The sequence below is a fragment of the Saccharothrix syringae genome (genome assembly GCF_009498035.1).
Lineage (GTDB): Bacteria > Actinomycetota > Actinomycetes > Mycobacteriales > Pseudonocardiaceae > Actinosynnema > Actinosynnema syringae.
This window is the reverse complement of the sequence record NZ_CP034550.1, coordinates 8337098-8357413: the sequence shown is the minus strand read 5'-3', so window position 1 is coordinate 8357413 and position 20316 is coordinate 8337098. Positions and strand designations below refer to the sequence as shown.

The window sequence follows — 20316 nt, the reverse complement described above, 5'->3', positions numbered from 1 at the left end:
GCCGGGTGGTCGGGCACGGGTCGGACCGGCGCTGGATGGGCGGGCGCGGGGTGGAGGGGCGCGGGGTGGGCGGGTGTCCGGCGGGTGAGCGGGTGAACGGGCGTCGAGCGGGCGGGTGCCGGGTGAGGAGCGCCGGATGAGGAACATCGCCGCACCGCTGACCAAGTTCCTGGTCTTCGTCGTGGTCACCGTCGCCGCCACCGGCTTCCTCGCCGCCACCATCGCGGGCAGCGAGGTCGGCGACACCGACACCTACCTCGCCCGCTTCACCGACGTGACCGCGCTGGCCGAGGGCGACGAGGTCCGGATGTCGGGCGTCAAGGTCGGCCAGGTCGAGTCGCTGGAGCTGGTCGACGACGAGCTGGTGGACGTGGGGTTCTCCGTCGCCGACGACCGGCCGCTGTCCGCGAACGTCACCGCCACCATCAAGTACCGCAACCTGGTCGGCCAGCGGTACGTCTCGCTCGACCAGCCGGCCGGGCCCCTGGCCGACCGGCTGCCACCCGGCGGGCTCATCCCGGTCGAGCGCACCACGCCCGCGCTCGACCTGACCACCCTGTTCAACGGGTTCAGGCCGCTGTTCCAGGCGCTGGACCCGGACGACGTGAACAAGCTGGCCCAGGAGATCATCCAGGTCCTCCAGGGCGAGGGCGGCACGGTGGAGGGCCTGCTCGCGCACACCGCGTCGCTGACCACCGCGCTGGCCGCCAAGGACGACGTGATCGGCCAGGTCGTGACGAACCTCAACGCCGTGCTGGACGTGGTGAACTCGCGCGACAACCGGTTCAGCGAGCTGGTGCTGTCGCTGCGCGAGCTGGTCTCCGGGTTCGCCGCCGACCGGCAGCCCATCGGCAACGCCATCGCGGGCCTGGCCGCGCTGGGCGAGAGCACCGCCTCGCTGCTGGAGCAGGGGCGGCAGCCGCTCAAGGACGACATCGCCCAACTCGGCCTGCTCGCGGGCAACCTCGGCAACGCGCCCGAGCTGGAGCCGTTCGTGCGCAACCTGCCGGTGAAGTTCGAGGCGATCGGCCGCACCGCCTCCTACGGCTCCTGGCTCAACTTCTACCTGTGCTTCGCCTCGTCGCAAGCCGAGCCCGCGCCGGGCGGACCGCCGGTGGGCATCCCCGTCACCGAATCGAGGTGCCGCCGATGACAGCCCGATGGATCACCGGCCGACCGGTGCTGCTGGGGGCCGTGGGCCTCCTGGTCATCGCGGTCACCACCGTGCTCACCCTGTTCCTGGAGGACCTGCCGTTCTTCGGCGCCGGCGAGCGGCACACCGCCGAGTTCACCGAGGCGGCCGGGCTGCGGGTCGACGACGAGGTGCGCGTGGCCGGCCTGAAGGTCGGCGCGGTGACCGACGTCGGGCTGCACGAGGGGCGGGTGCGGGTGGCGTTCCGGGTGTCCGGCGTGCGGCTGGGCGACCGCAGCCGGGCCGAGATCCGGATCAAGACGCTGCTCGGGCAGAAGTACCTGGCGGTGGACTCCGAGGGCCGCGAACCGCTCACCGGCACCATCCCGCTGGAGCGCACCACCTCGCCGTACGACGTGATCGAGGCGTTCAGCGGCCTGGCCGACACGGCGGGCCGGATCGACACCGGGCAGTTGGCGGAGAGCTTCCGGGTGCTCTCCGACACCTTCCGCGACTCGCCGCGGCACGTGAAGCAGGCGCTGGACGGCCTGTCCGCGCTGTCGAGGACCATCTCCTCGCGCGACGAGCAGCTGGCCGCCCTGGTCCGGGGCGCGAGCAGGGTCAGCGGGGTGCTGGCCGAGCGCAACGACGACTTCGCCGCCCTGATCACCGACGGCAACCTGCTGCTGGAGGAGGTCTCCGCCCGCCGGGAGGCCATCGGCAGGCTGCTCGACGGCACCCGCGAGCTGTCCAGGCAGATCTCCGGCCTCGTCGCGGACAACTCCGAGCAGCTGCGGCCCGCCCTGGAGCAGCTGGAGCGCGTCACCGACGTGCTGCGGGACAACCAGGAGGCGCTGGACCGGGGCCTGGCCCTGGCCGGGCCGTACTACCGGCTGCTGAACAACTCGCTGGGCAACGGCCAGTGGGTCGACACCTACGTGTGCGGGCTCGTCACCACGCCCGGCGCGCCGCGCGACTGCACGCCGGGAGGCCGCTGATGTTCGTCCGCACGCGGGGCAGGCGGCGCCTGGTCGTCGCGCTGGCCCAGGGGCTCGTGCTGGTGCTGGTCGCCACCGCCGCGGTGTGGTGGGTCTTCCTGCGGCCCGCCACCACGCTGGTCACCGTCTACTTCACCGCGGCCGTCGGCGTGTACGGGGGTTCGGACGTGCGGGTGCTCGGGGTGCGGGTCGGCCGGGTCGTCGGCGTGGCGCCCGAGGGCGGGTCGGTGCGCGTGGAGCTGGAGCTGGACCCCGGCGTGGACGTGCCCGCCGACGCCCGCGCCGTCGTCGTGTCGCCCAACATCGTCGCCGACCGGTACGTGCAGCTCGCGCCCGCCTACACCGGCGGCGACAAGCTCGCGCCAGGCGCGGTCGTGCCCAGCGCGCGCACCGCGGGCACCGTCGAGCTGGACGAGCTGTACGAGAGCCTGGACACGCTGCTCACCGCGCTGGGTCCCGACGGGGCCAACCGCGACGGCGCGCTGTCCGACCTGCTGCGCACCGGCGCGGCCAACCTCGACGGCAACGGCGGCGCGCTGGGCGAGTCGATCCGGCAGCTCGCCGACGCGGCCCGCACGCTGGCCGGGTCCCGCGACGACCTGTTCGCCACGGTGGACGACCTCCAGTCGTTCACCTCGGTGCTGGCCGCCAACGACCGGCAGGTCGGGCAGCTCGCCGACCAGCTCGCCGACGTGTCCGGGTTCTTCGCCGCCGAGCGCGACGACCTCGGCGCGGCGCTGGGCGAGCTGGCCGGCGCGCTGGAGCAGGTGCGGAACTTCTTGCGGGACAACCGGTCCCGCATCAAGTCCAGTGTGGATGACTTGGCGGTGCTGACCGGTTCCCTGGTCGAGCAGCAGGCGTCGCTGACCGAGGTGCTTCAGGTGGCGCCGGTGGCGCTGCACAACGTGGTCCGGGCCTACGACCCGGGTACCGGGACGCTGAACGCGCGGACCAACCTCAACGAGTTCGTGACCGACCTGCTGAGCGTGCCGGGGGGTGCCCGGTGAGGCGGTGGGCGGCGTTGCTGTCGGTGCTGGTGCTCACCGGGTGCTCGCTGCCGAGCGCCTACGACCTGCCGCTGCCCGGCGGCGCGGACCTGGGCGACCGGCCGTACCGGGTGACGGTGGAGTTCGACGACGTGCTGGACCTCGTGCCGCACGCGGCGGTCAAGGTCGACGACGTGCCGGTGGGCGAGGTGGAGGACATCGGGCTCTCCGAGGACGGCTCGACCGCGCTGGTGCGGGTGGCCGTGCGCGGCGACGTGCTGCTGCCCGCCAACGCGGTGGCGCGGCTGCGCCAGTCCAGCCTGCTGGGCGAGAAGTACGTGGAGCTGGCGCCACCCGGGCAGCGCGCGTCGTCGCCGCTGGTGGACGGCGCGGTGGTGCCGGTGGCGCGGACCAACCGCAACCCCGAGGTGGAGGAGGTGTTCGGCGCGCTGTCCATGCTGCTCAACGGCGGCGGCATCGGGCAGCTGCGGGACATCTCGCGGGAGCTGAGCGCGGCGCTGTCGGGCAACGAGGCCGCGGTGCGGTCGCTGCTGTCCACAGTGGAGTCGTTCACCGGATCGCTGGACCGGCACAAGGGCGAGATCACGCGGGCGCTGGAGGGCGTGGACCGGCTCGCGGCGAACCTGGCGGCGCGCAAGGGGGAGATCGGCGAGGTGCTGGACGGGCTGGAACCCGGGCTGCGGGTGCTGCACGAGCAGCGCGGGCAGCTCGTCGGGCTGCTGGACGCGTTGAACGACCTGTCGGGCGTGGCGGTGGACGTGGTCGACCGCGGCCGCGACGACCTGCTGGCCGACCTGCGGGCGCTGGAACCGACCCTGCGGCGGCTGGCCGAGTCCGGGCAGGACCTGCCGCAGTCGCTGGAGCTGCTGCTGACGTTCCCGTTCACCGACGCGGTGCTGGACGGCATCAAGGGCGACTACCTCAACGCGTACCTGACGCTGGAACCCCCGGCGGGGTCGCGATGACGACGCGGCGGATCAAGGTGCAGGTCGCGCTGTTCGCGGTGATCGCCCTGCTCGGCGTCAGCTACGTCGGCGCCAGGTACGCGGGCCTGGTCGTGCTGGACGACGGGTACGCGGTGCGGCTGGAGCTGCCCCGCACCGGCGGCCTGTTCACCGGCGGCGAGGTGACCTACCGGGGCGTGCCCGTGGGGCGGGTCGGCGAGATCCGGCTCGGCGGCGGGCAGGTCGAGGCCGAGTTGCGCATCGACGCGGGCGCGCCGCCGATCCCGGCCGACCTGGAGGCCGTGGTGGCCAACCGGTCGGCGGTGGGCGAGCAGTACGTGGACCTGCGGCCGCGCGGCGGGAGCGGCCCGTTCCTGACCGACGGCTCGGTGATCGACCAGGGGCGGACGAAACTGCCGCCGCCTGTGGAGAAGGTGCTGACCAGCCTCGACGACCTGGCGCGGTCCGTGCCGGTGGACGCGCTGCGGACCGTGGTGGACGAGCTGGACACCGCGCTGCGCGGCACCGGGCCCGACCTCCAGGCGCTGCTCGACGCCACGGTCGACTTCGTCGACACCGCGGCCGACCACCTGCCCCGGACCGCCCGGCTGCTCGACGACTCGGCCGTGGTGCTGAAGACCCAGCTGGACCACTCGGCGGCGATCAACTCCTTCGCCGACGACGCGGTGCTGGTGGCCGAGCGGCTGCGCGCCTCCGACGGCGACCTGCGGCGGCTCATCGCGGCGGCGCCGGGTGCGGCGGCGGAGGTGAGCGCGGTGCTGCGGGAGTCCGGGCCGAACCTGGGCGTGGTGCTGGCGAACCTGCTGACCACGGCCGACGTGCTGGTGACGCGGCAGGGGCAGGTGGAGCAGGTGCTGGTGACCGTGCCGGACGCGGTGTCGGTGGGCGGGGAGGCGGTGCGCGACGGGCGGGCCTCCTTCGGGCTGGCCCTGACCTTCTTCGAGCCGCCCCCCTGCGAGGCCGGGTACGAGGGCACGCAGAAGAAGTCGGGCCTGGACACCGTCCCCGGGCCGTTCAACACCGCGGCGAGCTGCACCCTGCCCCGCGACTCGGGCACCGGCGTCCGAGGCTCCCAAAACGCCCCGCGCTGACCCCGAACGCAGACCTCAGGCGCCCCGAACGCATGACACGCGGGTCCCCAACGCATGACACGCCGGGCTTGAACGCATGACACGCGAGGTCTGAACGCATGACACGCGGGTCCCGAACGTAGAACTCGGGGGTCCTGAAGGTTCGACACGGGGGGCCTGAAGGTTCGACTCGCGGTGTCTGAGTGGAGGACACGCCCGGGGTGGGAGCGCTTTCACCGGCGTGTCATGCGTTCAGGACCCGCGTGTCATGCGGTCAAGTCCCGCGTGTCATGCGGTTAGGACCGGTGAGTTCTACGTTGGGCCCACGTAGTACCAGGTGCCGGATTCCCGGGTGAAGCGGCTGGTTTCGTGGAGTTCGTCGCGTTCGCCGCGCCAGCGGTAGTGGGCGCGGAACTCGACGGTGCCGGTGGTCTGGAAGGGGGTGCCGTCGGTGCGGTTGAGGACTTCCAGGTGGGTCCAGCGCTGGTCCGGGTCCAGGTCCAGGGAGGGTGGGCGGGTGCTGGGGTGCCAGGTGGCGAGCAGGTAGTCCTCGTGGGCCAGGGCGAAGGCGCTGTAGCGGGAGCGCATGAGGGCTTCGGCGGTCGGCGGCTTCCGGCGGCCCTCGTGGTAGGGGGCGCAGCAGTCGGGGTAGCGCTCGCCCGAGTCGCACGGGCAGCGGGGTGGCTCGGTGCTCATTCGGGGCGGTCGCACGCGGTGCGGTCGGAGCGGTCGTAGCGCAGCCACGCCAGCAGGTTCTCGGCTTCGCCGTTGCCGGCGGCGGCGTCGGCGCGCAGGCCGGCGTGCACCTGGTAGCGCAGGTCGGCGGGGAGGGACGGGTTGGCCAGCAGCGCCGCGCGGACCGCCGGGCTCGGGTCGTCGGCCAGGCGGGACAGGGCCTCGGGGGACGCGGTCGGGTCGCCGGCCAGGGCGGTGGCGTCCATCGGGTCGGTCACCGGTCGAGCATATAAAAGCGGCTCCCCTCCCGTTGACTGCCAGTCGGGGAGGGGAGCCGCCGGGTGGGCTGGTCACGGCATCAGGCGCACACCGCACCGTTCAAAGTGGGAGAGCTGAACGGTGGGGTGCTTCCGTTGTAGCTCGCGTTGTAACCGATGGTCGCGGTACCACCGGTCGCGAGCCTGCCGTTCCAGGACGCGTTGGTGACGCGCACGGTGTCGCCCGCGTCGCTCCACGTCCCGTTCCAGCCCTGGGAAACGGTCACACCGGGTGCGGAGAACGTCAGGGTCCAGGCGTCGATGGACGCGCCCCGGTTCTCGATGACGATCTCACCGGTGTAACCGCCGGACCACTGGCTCACCACGCGGTGCGACACCCGGCAACCGTCCCCTGGAGGCTGGGTGGTCGTCGTCGTGGTGGTAGTGGTCGAAGTAGTAGAAGTAGTGGTGGTGGTCGAAGTGGTCGTTGAGGTGGTGGTGATCGGGCCGGCGGCGATGGCCAGGTCGTAGGCGCGTTGGGGCACGAACTGGCCGGCCTGGGCGATGCAGCCGTCGGCCTCGCCGGGCAGCTTGACCCACAGGAAGGCGTCGATGCGGGAGTCGCCGGTGGTGGTCGTGCTCGGCGTGCCGATGGCCCGGCCGGCCGGGTCGCACCACTCCTCGCCCAGCGGGCCCTTGCCGTTGCGGCTGGTGTCGATCACGGCCTTGAGCCGGGAGTCGCCCACCGCGTTGAGGATGTTCTTGACGTAGTTGACCTCGTCGGAGGTCCAGCGGTAGTTCGACACGTTGGAGGCGATGCCGTCGGCGCTGTTGGAGATGTCGGCGGCGCGCAGCCGGTTGGCCGCCTCGGACGGGGTCAGCCAGGCGGAGTTGCCGATGTCGTAGTACACCCTCGCCTGCGACGAGCCGGCCTTGAGCCGCTTGCCCGCGTACGCCATCGACGCCCGGGTCTCGGCCTGCTGGTTGGCGTCCTGGCAGTTGGACATGATCGGCAGCACGTCGGGTTCCAGCACGATCGACGCCGGACGGCCGGCCAGCCCGGCCGCGACCTCGTCCACCCACGCCCGGTAGGCCGAGTGCGAGGGCGCGCCACCGCCGCTGGCCCCGCCGCAGTCCCGGTTGGGGATGTTGTAGACCACCAGGATCGGGATCTTGCCCGCCGACGCCGCCGCACCCACGAACGCGCTGACCTCCGACCGCACCGACGAGGTGTTGGTCGTGGTGAACCACCGCGCCTGCGGCACCGACGCGATCCGGTCCCGGATCACCCCCGCCCGCGAGTCGCCCGGGTTCTGCGCCACCCACCGCGCCGCCGAACTCGACGGATCGGCGTAGAACGGCGAATCAGCCGCCTGGGCGGCCGTGCCGCTCCCGAGCACCAGGGCGACGGCGCCGGCCATCAGCGCGCCGGACATCGCGGTCGCGGCGGCCGTGCGGCCCCGGTGGCGCTGACGCCGGCCGCCGTGGCCGGGGTCGTGGGCGTTCGATGAGTGCATCGGAGGGTCCTCGCAGCGTCGGTGCAACGGGATCTGACCGGGACTGGGAGCGCTCCCAGGTGGCAGGACTGTAGCCAGTCGGAAACGCTGAGGAAAAGAGGCCCTCTCCGGCGGGTGGCCCTGCGGTTCTTTCACGGTGGGTGAGGGCAGCGCTGGATGAACACCGTTCGCGGGCCGAGTGGGCAAAAATTACAGCGGTGAAATCACGCTCCGTGCGCAGATCTTGCCGGATATTGGGCCGGTCGGGGAACGGGCTCGCCTCGCGCGGCGCTTGAGGTTGTTATCGAAGATTCGACGAAATTCGGCCGGAGGGAGCAGTGGGAAGGAGGCCGGAAGCAGCAGATCTGGTGCTGGAAAGGGTGCGCTCTTACTGTGGGAACGCTCCCAGACCACGTTCCCCGGAGGATCGCAATGACGCGCACCCCCTCCCGGCCCCTCGCGGTGGCCGCGGCCACCGCCCTCCTGGCGACCGCCTCCCTCACCGCCGCGGTCCTGGTCCCGGACCCGCGACCGGTGGCCGTCGCCCGGGTCGCCCAGGCCGACCCGCGGGTCGAGCAGCTGCTGGCCCGGATGACCCTCGACGACAAGGTCGGCCAGATGACCCAGGTCGACCGGGCCGCCCTGGACCCCGTCTCCGACCTGGCCACCTACCGGATCGGCTCGGTGCTCTCCGGCGGCGGCTCCGCGCCCACGCCGAACACCCCGCAGGCGTGGGCCGACATGTACGACCAGTTCCAGCGCGTGGCCACGTCCACCCCGCTGGGCATCCCGGTGATCTACGGCGTGGACGCCGTGCACGGCCACAACAACGTCCGCGGCGCCACGATCTTCCCGCACAACATCGGCCTCGGCGCCACCCGCGACCCCGAGCTGGTCCGGCGGGTCGGCGCGGCCACCGCGACCGAGGTCGCGGGCACCGGCGTCGACTGGAACTTCGCGCCCTGCCTGTGCGTGGCGCGCGACGACCGGTGGGGCCGCACCTACGAGTCGTTCGGCGAGGTGCCCGAGATCGCCACCGCCATGACCACCTACGTCGACGGCCTCCAGGGCGCCGTGCTCGGCGGCGACAACCGCTCCGTGCTGGCCACCGCCAAGCACTACATCGGCGACGGCGGCACCGCGGGCGGCAAGGACCAGGGCGACGCCCGGATTCCCGAGCAGGAGCTGCGCGCCGTCCACCTGCCGCCGTTCCAGGCCGCGGTCCGGCGGGGCGTCGGCTCGGTGATGATCTCCTACAGCAGCTGGAACGGCGTCAAGGCGCACGGCCACCGCTACCTGATCACCGACCTGCTCAAGGGCGAGCTGGGCTTCGCCGGCTTCGTGGTCTCCGACTGGGCGGGCGTCGACCAGCTCGACGGCGCGACCGGCTTCACCGGCGCCGAGGTCGCCGCGGCGGTCAACGCCGGCATCGACATGGTCATGGTCCCGCACGACTACGCGCGGTTCACCTCGCTGCTCAAGGCCGAGGTCCAGGCCGGTCGCGTCAGCCAGGCCCGCGTCGACGACGCCAACCGCCGCATCCTGGCCAAGAAGTTCGAGCTGGGCCTGTTCGAGCGCCCGTACACCGACCGCTCGCTGACCGGGACCGTCGGCTCGGCCGCCCACCGCGAGCTGGCCCGCGAGGCCGTGCGGAAGTCGCAGGTGCTGCTGCGCAACGACGGCGTGCTGCCGCTGTCGCGCGCCGGCCGGTACTTCGTGGCCGGCAAGTCGGCCGACGACATCGGCTACCAGAGCGGCGGGTGGACGATCAGCTGGCAGGGCGGCAGCGGCAACACCACGCCGGGCACCACGATCCTCCAAGGGCTCCGCGACGCGGGCGCCAACGTCACCTACGAGCGCTACGGCAACGGCGTGGACCGCTCCTACACCGCGGCGGTCGCGGTGGTGGGGGAGGCGCCGTACGCGGAGGGGCGGGGCGACCGGCCCAACGGGCTGGGCCTGGACCAGGAGGACCTGGGCACGATCGACCGGCTCCGGTCGGCGGGCGTCCCGGTCGTCGTGGTGCTCGTCTCCGGCCGCCCCCTGGACGTCGCCGGGCAGGTCGGCAACTGGAACGCGCTGCTCGCCTCCTGGCTGCCCGGCACCGAGGGGCGCGGCGTGGCCGACGTGCTCCTGGGCGACTACAACCCCACCGGCACGCTGCCCGTGACCTGGATGAACAGCTCCTCGCAGCAGCCGATCAACGCCGGTGACGGCAAGACCCCGCTCTACCCCCTCGGCCACGGCCTGAGCTACGGCCCCACCACGACGAGCACGACCACGACGACCACGACGACGACCACCACCACGACGACCACGACCACCGGTACCACCGCGCCGCCGGACGAGGGCTGCACGGCGACCACCCGCGTGGCCGGTTCGTGGCAGGGCGGTTTCCAGGCCGAGGTCACGGTCACCAACCGCGGCACCGCGCGGCTGGGCGGCTGGACGGTCGCCTGGGGTGCCGCCGGGCAGACGATCACCAGCCTGTGGAACGGCAGGCTCACCCAGTCCGGTTCACAGGTCTCGGTCGACGACGCGGGGTGGAACGGCACCCTCGCCCCGAACGCCTCGGCCACCTTCGGCTACACCGCGAACGGCCCGGCGTCGACCCCGGAGCCGACCTGCCGGGCGCGATGACCTTCTGGGAGCGCTCCCCAACCTTGCGTCATCCGGACCAACGGGGGCCTGCGATCAGCCCATGTGGCGGAAGCCACTGGGCCGAACTTGTCAAGGCTTTGTGGTCGAACCCTCTTTTCACGGTGTTTCGATGGCGTTACAGTCCCGAACTGGGAGCGCTCCCAGAACCTCCACCGCCCTGCCCCACGGAGGCACCGCATGCGACGACGCATGTACAGAGCGCTGTCCGGCACGCTCGCCGTGCTGGTCGGCGCCCTGCTGCTCACACCGCTCCAGACCCCTGCCGCGGTGGCCGCGCCCGCGTTCAACTACGGCGAGGCGCTGCAGAAGTCGATCTGGTTCTACGACGCCCAGCGGTCGGGCAAGCTGCCCGCCGACAACCGCGTGAACTGGCGCGGCGACTCGGCGCTGCGCGACGGCCAGGACGCGGGCCTGGACCTGTCCGGCGGCTTCTACGACGCGGGCGACCACGTGAAGTTCGGCCTGCCGTTCGCGGCCACCATGACCATGCTCGCGTGGGGCGCGGTGGAGAACCGGGACGCCTACGAGGCATCCGGGCAGCTCCGGTACCTGATGGCCAACCTCAGGTGGGGCACGGACTGGATCATCAAGGCCCACCCGTCGCCCAACGTGGTCTACGGGCAGGTCGGCGCGGGCGACGACGACCACAAGTGGTGGGGCGCGGCCGAGGCCATGCGGATGGGCCGCCCGTCGTACAAGGTGGACGCCTCCTGCCCCGGCTCGGACCTCGCGGGCGAGTACGCCGCCGCCATGGCCGCCTCCTCCATGGTGTTCAAGCAGAGCGACCCGACCTACGCGGCCACCCTGCTGACCCACGCCAAGCAGCTCTACAGCTTCGCCGACACCTACCGCGGCAAGTACAGCTCCTGCATCACCGACGCGGCGAAGTTCTACAACTCGCACAGCGGCTACCAGGACGAGCTGGTCTGGGGCGCGATCTGGCTGCACCGGGCCACCGGTGACGCCGCCTACCTGGACAAGGCCAAGGCCGAGTACCCGAAGCTGTCCACCGAGCCGCAGACCACCACGCGCTCCTACCGGTGGACCATCGCCTGGGACGACAAGTCCTACGGCGCGTACGCCCTGATGGCCAGGCTCACCGGCGAGCAGCAGTACGTCGACGACACCAACAGGTGGCTGGACTACTGGTCCACCGGCTACAACGGCAACCGGGTGCGCTACTCGCCCGGCGGCCAGGCCCACCTCGACACCTGGGGCTCGCTGCGCTACGCGGCCAACACCGCGTTCGTCGCCCTGGTCCACAGCGACTGGCTGCGCAGCCGCGACGCCGCGAGGGCCGCCACCTACCACGACTTCGGCGTCCGCCAGATCAACTACGCGCTGGGCGACAACCCGCGCAGCTCCAGCTACGTCGTCGGCTTCGGCGCCAACCCGCCGCGCAACCCGCACCACCGCACCGCGCACGGCGCGTGGGCCGACACCATGCAGGAGCCCGCGACCAGCCGGCACGTCCTCTACGGCGCGCTGGTCGGCGGCCCCGGCACCAACAACGACAGCTACAAGGACGACCGCACCGACTTCGTCGCCAACGAGGTCGCGCTCGACTACAACGCCGGCTTCACCAGCGCGCTGGCCCGCCTCTACAAGGAGTACGGCGGCACGCCCCTGGCGAACTTCCCGGTCGCCGAGACCACCGACGGCCCCGAGCTGACCGTGCAGGCGTCGGTCAACCAGCAGGCGGCCGGGTTCACCGAGGTCAAGGCGTTCGTGATCAACAAGACCGCGTGGCCCGCCCGCACCTTCAACGGCTCGCTGCGCTACTACTTCACCCTCGACGGCACCACCACGCCCGAGCAGGTGACCGTCACCACGAACTACAACCAGTGCGGCACGCCCAGCGCCCCGAAGCAGCACAGCGGCCGCGTCTACTACGTCGACGTCCCCTGCCCCGACGTGTACCCGGGCGGCCAGTCCGCGCACCGGCACGAGGTGCAGTTCCGCATCACCAGCGCGGGCACCTGGGACCCGTCGAACGACTGGTCCTACGAGGGGCTGGGCCAGGGCAACACCGTCGCGCTCACCGACCGCCTGACCCTCGTCCAGGACGGCGCGGTGCAGTGGGGCCGCGAGCCCGGCCCGGCCGTCGTGGACCGGGAGGCCCCGTCCGTCCCCACCGGCCTGCGGGCCACGAACGTGGGCGCCACCAGCGCCACGCTGAGCTGGACCGCGTCCACCGACGACGTCGGGGTGGCCGGCTACGACGTGCTCCGGGCGGACGGCACGCTCGCAGGTGCCACGGCCACCCCGGCGTTCCAGCTCACCGGCCTGACCCCGGCGACCTCGTACACCTTCGCGGTGCGGGCCCGGGACGCCGCGGGCAACACCTCCGCGACCGCGGTGGTCACGCTGGTCACCGGTGACGCCACCGGCGACCGCGAGGCGCCCACCGCGCCGGGGACGCCGACCGCCTCCGCGATCACCGCCACCGGCGCCACGCTGAGCTGGACCGCGTCCACCGACAACGAGGCCGTGGCGGGCTACGAGGTGCTGCGCCCGGACGGCACGGTCGCCGCGACCGCCACCGGCCCGAGCGCCCAGCTCACCGGCCTGACCCCGGACACCGCGTACACCTTCACCGTCCGGGCGAAGGACACCTCCGGCAACCTCTCCTCGCCGAGCGCCGCGGTCGCCTTCCGGACCACCGCCGCGAGCAGCGGCGCGCTGGCCGTGCAGCAGCGCGGCGGCGGTTCCGCGACCGCCAACCAGATCGGCACCGCGCTGGCGCTGGTCAACCGGGGGCAGAGCGCGGTCGACCGCTCGACCGCGACCCTGCGGTACTGGTTCACCGGGGACACCGCCAACGCCAACTACCAGGTGTTCTGCGACTGGGCGGTGGTCGGCTGCGCGAACGTGCGGGCCACGGTGGTCAAGCTGCCCACCGCGCGCCCCGGCGCCGACTCCTACCTCCAGGTCTCGTTCACCGCGGGCACGCTCGCGGCCGGCGCGAGCACCGGGGACATCCAGCTGCGGGTGGCCAAGTCCGACTGGTCCACCTTCAACCAGGCCGACGACCACAGCTACCGGGTCAGCGCGACGCTGACCGACTTCGACCGGGTCACCGCCTACAGCGGCGGGACCCTCGTCTGGGGCGCCGAGCCCTAGCGCCCAAGTCTCGGCACGGGGCGTTCTGCGCGCCCAGGCGCCCCGTGCCGACTCCAAGCCCGAGCACCACCCCGGAGCCCGAGCACCACCCCGAGCCCGAGCACCACCGCACCACACCGCCGCCGCACCACCACACCGCCGCCGAAGCTCGCGGATCAATGGCTGATCCGTGCAGGAGGAGGACGCATGAGGTACCGCACCAGAGCGGGACGGTTGCGAACCGGACCGCTCGCGTTGATCGCCGCGGCGGCGACCGCCGCGGGTGTTATGCCGTTCGTCGCGCCGGTCGCGAACGCCGCCGTCGCGTGCACGGTCAACTACCAGGTGACCAACCAGTGGCCCGGTGGCTTCGGCGCCAGCGTGAGCATCCGCAACCAGGGTGACGCCGTCAACAACTGGCGGCTCACGTGGACCTTCCCGGACGGGCAGCGCGTGCAGCAGGGCTGGAACGGCACGTTCAGCCAGAGCGGCAGCGTGGTGACCGTGGCCGGGCCGAGCTGGGCGCCCAACCTCGCCACGGGGGCCCAGGTCTCGGTCGGGTTCAACGGCCAGTGGACCAACGCCAACAACGCCCCGACCGACTTCGCGATCAACGGCAACCGGTGCACCGGCCCGAACGTCGCGCCGAGCGTCGCGCTGACCTCGCCGACGGCGGGCCAGGCGTTCCAGTCGGGCCAGGCGGTCTCGCTGGCCGCCACCGCGAGCGACTCCGACGGCACCGTGTCGAAGGTCGACTTCCTCGCCGACGGCGTGGTCGTCGCCACCGACACCTCCTCGCCGTACACCGGCTCCTGGAGCGGTGCGGGCGTCGGTGACCACGCCATCACGGCGCGCGCCACCGACGACAAGGGCGGCGTGACCGAGACCAGCCAGGTGGGCATCCGGGTGCTGGCGGGGCAGGCCATCCAGGCCAGCCCGACGTCGCTGAGCATCCGGCAGGGCAACACCGGCACCTTCGGCCTCTCGCTGGCCACCGCGCCGACCGGCAACGTCACCGTGACGGTGGCCCGCTCGGCCGGCAGCTCCGACCTGACGGCCGGCCCGGCGACGCTGACGTTCACCCCGAGCAACTGGGCGACCAAGCAGAACGTCACGGTCACCTCGGCGAACAACGGCGGCGACCTGGGCACCGCCACGTTCACCGCCAGCTCCACGGGGATCGCCTCGGCCACGGTCGAGGTCCGCGAGGTCGACGGCAACGCGTCCGACTTCGAGCAGGCGTTCCTGGACCAGCACGCCAAGATCCACGACCCGGCCAGCGGGTACTTCCGGACCTTCAGCGACGGCCTGAAGGTGCCCTACCACTCGGTCGAGACGCTGATGGTGGAGGCGCCGGACCACGGTCACCAGACCACGTCCGAGGCGTTCAGCTACTACCTGTGGCTGGAGGCCAGCTACGGCCGGATCACCGGTGACTGGACCTCCTTCAAGAAGGCTTGGGCCTCGATGGAGAAGTACATCATCCCGGCCAAGGCGGACCAGCCGACCAACGACAAGTACGACGCGTCCAAGCCGGCGACCTACGCGCCGGAGCACCCGCAGATGAGCTCGTACCCGTCGCAGCTGGACTCCAACGTCCCGGTGGGTCGCGACCCGATCGCGGCCGAGCTGAAGTCGGCGTACGGCAACAGCGACATCTACGGCATGCACTGGCTGCTCGACGTCGACAACACCTACGGCTTCGGCCGGTGCGGCGACGGCACCAACACGGCGCCCGCGTACATCAACACCTACCAGCGCGGCTCGTCCGAGTCGGTGTGGGAGACCATCCCGCAGCCGTCCTGCGACACGTTCAAGCACGGTGGGCCCAACGGCTTCCTGGACCTGTTCACCAAGGACTCCTCGTACGCCAAGCAGTGGAAGTACACCAACGCCCCGGACGCCGACGCGCGTGCGGTGCAGGTGGCGCTGCTGGCCCAGCAGTGGGCGACCGCGCAGGGCAAGGCGTCCGAGATCTCCTCGGAGATCGAGAAGGCCGCCAAGATGGGCGACTACCTGCGCTACGCCATGTTCGACAAGTACTTCAAGAAGATCGGCAACTGCACCAGCCCGACCTCGTGCCCGGGTGGTACCGGCAAGGACAGCGCGCACTACCTGATGTCCTGGTACTACGCGTGGGGCGGCGCGACGGACACGTCCGCCGGTTGGGCGTGGCGCATCGGTGACGGCGCCTCGCACCAGGGCTACCAGAACCCGCTGGCGGCGTACGCGCTGTCCAACGTGGCGGCCCTGAAGCCGAAGTCGGCCACCGGCCAGCAGGACTGGGCCACCTCGCTGACCCGCCAGCTGGAGCTGCTGCAGTGGCTGCAGTCCGCCGACGGCGCCATCGCCGGCGGTGTCACGAACACCTGGAACGGCCAGTACGGCACGCCGCCCTCCGGCACGCCGACGTTCTACGGCATGTTCTACGAGCCCCACCCCGTGTGGCACGACCCGCCGTCGAACCGCTGGTTCGGCTTCCAGGCGTGGCAGATGGAGCGCACCGCCTCGCTGTACCAGATGACGGGCAACGCGGCGGCCAAGAAGATCCTCGACAAGTGGGTCCCCTGGGCCATCGCGAACACCACCGTCGGCACGAACGGCCAGTTCCAGATCCCGTCGGACCTGGAGTGGAGCGGCGCGCCGGACACCTGGAACGCCTCCAACCCCGGCTCCAACGCGAACCTGCGCGTCCGGGTGCTCAACTTCAGCCAGGACGTCGGCATCGCCGCGTCCTACGCCAAGACCCTGCTCAACTACGCGGCCAAGTCGGGCAACGCCCAGGCGCGGACCGTGGGCGAGGGCCTGCTGACGGCGCTGCTGGCGCACCAGGACGACAAGGGCATCGCGGTGCCGGAGGAGCGCAAGGACTACAACCGCTTCGACGACGTCTACAACTCGTCGACCGGTGAGGGTCCGTACGTGCCCCCGGGCTGGTCGGGCACCATGCCCAACGGCGACCAGATCAAGCCGGGCGTGTCCTTCCTGGGCATGCGGTCCATGTTCAAGCAGGACCCGGACTGGCCGAAGGTCCAGGCGTACCTGGACGGCGGCCCCGCGCCGACCTTCACCTACCACCGCTTCTGGGCGCAGGCTGAGATCGCCACGGCGTTCCAGCTGCACGTGGAGCTGTTCGGGTAGCAGCAAGCCGAAGGTCGCCGACACCCCCCTCACGACGTGGTGAGGGGGGTGTTCGGCGTTTCTTTTTATCGAATCGAACGCATTCGATTCGAACGGTCGAACGAAACTTCCTCGAAACTTCGGTGTTGACGCGCGGGGAGAGCTGTGCCACATTTTTGGACATCCCGCTCGGTCCCACTGCCTGGGATGTTCAGAACCGTGAATCGAAACGATTCGATTCAGAGAGCTGGGTGTTCGAGGTATTCGACCAGCACGAGAGGTGTGCCGTGGGCCTGCCGTTCCGCGATCCGGCGCTGCCGGTCGAAGAGAGGCTTTCCGACCTGCTCGGCAGGCTGACCGAGGAGGAGAAGGTGGCGCTGCTGCACCAGTGGCAGCCCGCCGTGCCCCGGCTGGGCCTGGAGGCGTTCCGCACCGGTTCGGAGGCGCTGCACGGCGTGGCCTGGCGCGGCGAGGCCACGGTCTTCCCGCAGGCGGTCGGCCTCGGCGCGTCCTGGGACACCGACCTGGTGGCGCGGGTCGGCGAGGCGGTCGGCGTGGAGTCGCGCGGCTTCCACCGCCGCGACCCGCTGGCCAACGGCCTGAACGTGTGGGCGCCGGTGGTCAACCCGCTGCGCGACCCGCGGTGGGGCCGCAACGAGGAGGGCTACGCCGAGGACCCGGTGCTGACCGCGGCGATGGGCACGGCGTACGCGCGCGGCCTGCGCGGCGATCACCCGCGGTACCTGCGCACCGCGCCGACGTTGAAGCACTTCCTGGGCTACAACAACGAGGACGACCGCTGCACCACGTCGTCGGACCTGCGGCCGCGGGTGCTGCACGAGTACGAGCTGCCGTGCTTCCTGGGGCCGGTCGAGGCGGGCGCGGCGGTGGCGGTGATGCCGTCGTACAACCTGGTCAACGGCCGACCCGCGCACCTGAGCCCGCTGATCGGGGCGGAGCTGCGCCCCCGGGCCCCGGAGGGGCTGGCCGTGGTCAGCGACGCGTACGCGCCGTCGAACGTGGCCGGGGTGCAGGGCTACCTGTCCACGCAGGTGGAGGCGCACGCGGCGTTGATCAGGGCCGGGCTGGACAGCTTCACCGACCAGGACGCCGACCCGGCGCTGATGGTCGAGAGCGTGACCACGGCGCTGAAGGAAGGGCTGCTCGACCGGGCCGCGGTCGACCGGGCCGTGGGCAACGTGCTGCGGCTGCGGTTCCGGCTCGGCGAGTTCGACCCGCCGGAGGACAACCCGTACGCGGCCATCGGGCCGGACGTCATCGGCACGCACGGCGAGCTGGCGCTGGAGGCCGCGCGGCAGGCCGTGGTGCTGCTGCGCAACGACTCCTTCCTGCCGCTGCGGCCGGGCACCGAACTCGCCGTCATCGGCACGCACGCGGACACCCTGTTCGAGGACTGGTACAGCGGCACGCTCCCCTACCAGGTGACCGTCCGAAGAGGACTGGAGCAGTTCACCTCGGTGACCCACCACGAGGGCGTCGACCGGATCGCGCTGCGCGCGGCGGACGGCCGCTACCTCGGCGTGCGCGGCGGCGTGGTCGGCCTGGGCGAGCGGGCGCTGTTCGACCGGTTCGACTGGGGCGACGGCGTGTGGACGCTGCGCGACGTGGGCTCGCGCCGCTACCTCGGCGTGGCCGAGGACGGCTCGCTGGTGGCGAAGGCGGCCATGCCGGGCGGGTGGGACGTGCGCGAGCTGTTCGAGCCCCGGTTCGAGGGCGACGCCGTGGTGCTGCGCAACAAGGTGCGGGGCACCGACACCGGACCGTTCACCGTCGAGGTGGTGGTGGACGGGATCGCCGCGGCGGTCGGGGTGGCGGCCTCGGCCGACGCGGTGGTCCTGGTGCTGGGCAACGACCCGCACGTCAACGGCCGGGAGACCCAGGACCGCACCACGCTGCGGCTGCCGTGGCTCGACCTGGTGCGGGCGGTGCGCGAGGCGAACCCGAGAACCGCGCTGGTGCTGGTCAGCAGCTACCCGTACGCCCTGGGGGGCGAGGAGGAGCACCTGCCGGCGGTCCTGTGGACCGCGCACGGCGGGCAGGAGCAGGGCCGCGCGGTGGCCGAGGCGCTGTTCGGGGCGTTCTCCCCGTCGGGCCGGCTGCCGCAGACCTGGTACCGCTCCGACGACGACCTGCCCGACATCCTCGACTACGACATCATCCGGGCCGGGAGCACCTACCTCTACTTCACCGGCGAGCCGCTGTTCCCCTTCGGCCACGGCCTGTCGTACACGACCTTCGAGTACTCCGGGTTCGAGTACGCCGGGGGTGTCGCGCGGGTGTCGGTGACCAACACGGGGCAGGTGGCCGGCGCCGAGGTGGTGCAGCTGTACTCGGCCGCGCCCGAGCACCCGGTGCGGCAGCCCGTGCGCAGGCTCCAGTCGTTCCGCCGGGTACACCTGGGACCGGGGGAGACCGCGACCGTCGAGCTGCCGGTGGAGAATCTGTGGCACTGGGACGTGGCCGCGGGGCGGCGCGTGGTGGCGGCCGGGCGGTACGAGCTGCTGGTCGGCTCCTCGTCGCGCGACGTCCGGGCGCGGCTGGTGGTGGACGTGCCGGGCGAGCGGGTCGGGCCGCGCTCGGGCGTGCTGCGCGCGGTGGACTTCGACGACTGCGACGGCGTGCGGCTGGTGGACGACGAGGTCGAGTTCACCCGCGCGGGCGCCTGGCTCGCGTTCCACGACGTGGTCCCCGGCGAGCGGGCCGCGCCGCCGGGCACCCGGGTCTCGTTCGACGGCGCGGCGCTGGTGCTCACCGCCGAGGCGGCGGGCGTGCGGGTGCGGGAGGTGCGTTGACGTGGTCACCATCGCCGATGTCGCGCGGCACGCGGGTGTCGCGCCCAGCACGGTGTCGTACGTGCTGACCGGGCGGCGCTCGATCTCCTCGGCCACCAAGGCGCGGGTGGAGGCGAGCGTGCGCGCCCTGGGCTACCACCCGCACGCGGGCGCCCGGTCGCTGGCCAGCAACCGGGCCAACGTGCTGGCGCTGGTGCTGCCGGTGCGCGAGGGCATGAACATGCCGGTGCTGATGCAGTTCGTGGTCGCGGTGGCCAACGCGGCCCGCCGGCACGAGCACGACGTGCTGCTGGTGACCGCGGACCAGGGCGCGGCGGGCCTGCGCCGGGTGGCGGGCAGCGCCCAGGTCGACGGCCTGCTGGTGATGGACGTGGAGATGCACGACGAGCGGGTGCCGGTGCTGCGCGAGCTGGACCGCCCCTCGGTGCTCATCGGGTTCCCCGCCGACGCGGCCGGGCTGACCTGCGTGGACCTGGACTTCGCCGAGGCGGGCGCGCGGTGCGTGGACCACCTGGCCGACCTCGGGCACGCCTCCGTGGCGCTGGTGGGCGCGCCGCGCGCGGTCTACCAGCGCGACACCGGGTTCGCCCACCGCACCATGGCCGGGTTCAGCGCGGCGGCCATGCGGCGCGGCGTGGCCTCCACCACCCTGCCCACCGAGCCCGACCACGAGTCGGTGCGGGTGGCGATCACCGGGCTGCTCGACCGGCACCCGGCGGTGACCGGGCTGGTGGTGCACAACGAGGCCGCGCTCCCGTCGGTGGTGGAGGTGCTGCGCACGCTGGGCCGCAAGGTGCCCGACGACGTGGCCGTGGTCGCGATCTGCCCGGACGACCTGGCCGAGCGGATGACGCCGCCGCTGACCTCGGTGGCGGTGCCCGCCGAGCAGCTGGGCCACCACGCGGTCGCGCTGCTGATGGCCAAGCTCGACCGCACCCCGACGCCCCCGCTGACGCTGCTGCCGCCGCGGTTGACCGAGCGGGCCAGCACCGCGCGCTGACCCCCGGCGCCCCGCGCGGG

The 20316-nt window shown here is 72.3% G+C and carries 13 protein-coding genes and 1 pseudogene; 11 read left to right on the top strand and 3 right to left on the bottom strand.

All coding sequences use genetic code 11. The features are described from left to right. The first annotated feature begins 136 nt into the window (after positions 1–136). From EKG83_RS34605 to EKG83_RS34585, 5 genes are read left to right on the top strand one after another with little or no spacing between them, the layout of a single operon-like run. A complete protein-coding gene (locus tag EKG83_RS34605; protein ID WP_033431836.1) occupies positions 137–1153 on the top strand; it encodes an MCE family protein in 1017 nt (338 codons plus the stop codon). Beyond that, on the top strand, positions 1150–2130 hold the full coding sequence (locus tag EKG83_RS34600) for an MCE family protein (protein ID WP_033431931.1): 981 nt from the start codon (positions 1150–1152) through the stop codon (positions 2128–2130). The genes EKG83_RS34605 and EKG83_RS34600 overlap by 4 nt, the downstream gene beginning before the upstream one ends. Further along, entirely contained in the window at positions 2130–3137 is a 1008-nt protein-coding gene (locus EKG83_RS34595; RefSeq protein ID WP_033431930.1) for an MCE family protein, read from the top strand. Before EKG83_RS34600 ends, EKG83_RS34595 begins: the two co-directional genes overlap by 1 nt. Continuing rightward, positions 3134–4102, top strand: a complete 969-nt coding sequence (locus EKG83_RS34590; RefSeq protein WP_033431835.1) for an MCE family protein — start codon at positions 3134–3136, stop codon at positions 4100–4102. The genes EKG83_RS34595 and EKG83_RS34590 overlap by 4 nt, the downstream gene beginning before the upstream one ends. Continuing rightward, entirely contained in the window at positions 4099–5193 is a 1095-nt protein-coding gene (locus EKG83_RS34585; RefSeq protein ID WP_033431834.1) for an MCE family protein, read from the top strand. Before EKG83_RS34590 ends, EKG83_RS34585 begins: the two co-directional genes overlap by 4 nt. Positions 5194–5484: 291 nt before the next feature. Here EKG83_RS34585 and EKG83_RS34580 read toward each other — a convergent pair whose 3' ends face one another. From EKG83_RS34580 to EKG83_RS34570, 3 genes are all read right to left on the bottom strand, one after another. Then, entirely contained in the window at positions 5485–5868 is a 384-nt protein-coding gene (locus EKG83_RS34580) for a YchJ family protein (RefSeq protein ID WP_033431833.1), read from the bottom strand. Beyond that, positions 5865–6125, bottom strand: a complete 261-nt coding sequence (locus tag EKG83_RS34575; protein ID WP_033431832.1) for a hypothetical protein — start codon at positions 6123–6125, stop codon at positions 5865–5867. The genes EKG83_RS34580 and EKG83_RS34575 overlap by 4 nt, the downstream gene beginning before the upstream one ends. 80 nt (positions 6126–6205) lie before the next feature. Then, positions 6206–7621 carry a glycoside hydrolase family 6 protein gene (locus EKG83_RS34570; protein ID WP_228122325.1) on the bottom strand — a complete coding sequence of 472 codons (1416 nt, stop codon included), beginning with the start codon at positions 7619–7621 and terminating at the stop codon, positions 6206–6208. A 411-nt stretch (positions 7622–8032) separates the two neighbouring features. Here EKG83_RS34570 and EKG83_RS34565 point away from each other — a divergent pair. The 6 genes and pseudogenes from EKG83_RS34565 to EKG83_RS34545 all read left to right on the top strand — a co-directional run. After that, positions 8033–9856 (top strand): annotated as a pseudogene (locus EKG83_RS34565) (glycoside hydrolase family 3 protein); the annotation flags it as partial. Continuing rightward, positions 9848–10240, top strand: coding sequence for a cellulose binding domain-containing protein (locus EKG83_RS48635; RefSeq protein ID WP_228122968.1), 393 nt, complete (start codon positions 9848–9850; stop codon positions 10238–10240). The pseudogene EKG83_RS34565 and the gene EKG83_RS48635, both read left to right, overlap by 9 nt. Positions 10241–10438: 198 nt before the next feature. Beyond that, complete coding sequence (locus EKG83_RS34560) at positions 10439–13384, top strand: glycoside hydrolase family 9 protein (protein ID WP_084717078.1); 2946 nt, start codon at positions 10439–10441, stop codon at positions 13382–13384. A gap of 186 nt (positions 13385–13570) precedes the next feature. Next, positions 13571–16504 (top strand): glycoside hydrolase family 48 protein, encoded by a 2934-nt coding sequence (locus EKG83_RS34555; protein WP_033434966.1) that lies wholly within the window; start codon positions 13571–13573, stop codon positions 16502–16504. A gap of 266 nt (positions 16505–16770) precedes the next feature. Beyond that, the gene (locus EKG83_RS34550; RefSeq protein WP_063741516.1) at positions 16771–19296 is read left to right on the top strand and encodes a beta-glucosidase family protein; all 2526 of its coding nucleotides are present in this window, start codon (positions 16771–16773) and stop codon (positions 19294–19296) included. 1 nt (position 19297) lies between these two features. Further along, the gene (locus EKG83_RS34545) at positions 19298–20296 is read left to right on the top strand and encodes a LacI family DNA-binding transcriptional regulator (RefSeq protein WP_033434967.1); all 999 of its coding nucleotides are present in this window, start codon (positions 19298–19300) and stop codon (positions 20294–20296) included. Positions 20297–20316 lie beyond the last annotated feature (20 nt).

Coding starts and splice junctions, on each gene's coding strand:
- EKG83_RS34555 (WP_033434966.1), top strand. CDS start 13,571: ATGAGGTACCGCACCAGAGCGGGACGGTTGCGAACCGGACCGCTCGCG.
- EKG83_RS34595 (WP_033431930.1), top strand. CDS start 2,130: ATGTTCGTCCGCACGCGGGGCAGGCGGCGCCTGGTCGTCGCGCTGGCC.
- EKG83_RS34605 (WP_033431836.1), top strand. CDS start 137: ATGAGGAACATCGCCGCACCGCTGACCAAGTTCCTGGTCTTCGTCGTG.
- EKG83_RS34570 (WP_228122325.1), bottom strand. CDS start 7,621: ATGCACTCATCGAACGCCCACGACCCCGGCCACGGCGGCCGGCGTCAG.
- EKG83_RS34580 (WP_033431833.1), bottom strand. CDS start 5,868: ATGAGCACCGAGCCACCCCGCTGCCCGTGCGACTCGGGCGAGCGCTAC.
- EKG83_RS34585 (WP_033431834.1), top strand. CDS start 4,099: ATGACGACGCGGCGGATCAAGGTGCAGGTCGCGCTGTTCGCGGTGATC.
- EKG83_RS34600 (WP_033431931.1), top strand. CDS start 1,150: ATGACAGCCCGATGGATCACCGGCCGACCGGTGCTGCTGGGGGCCGTG.
- EKG83_RS34560 (WP_084717078.1), top strand. CDS start 10,439: ATGCGACGACGCATGTACAGAGCGCTGTCCGGCACGCTCGCCGTGCTG.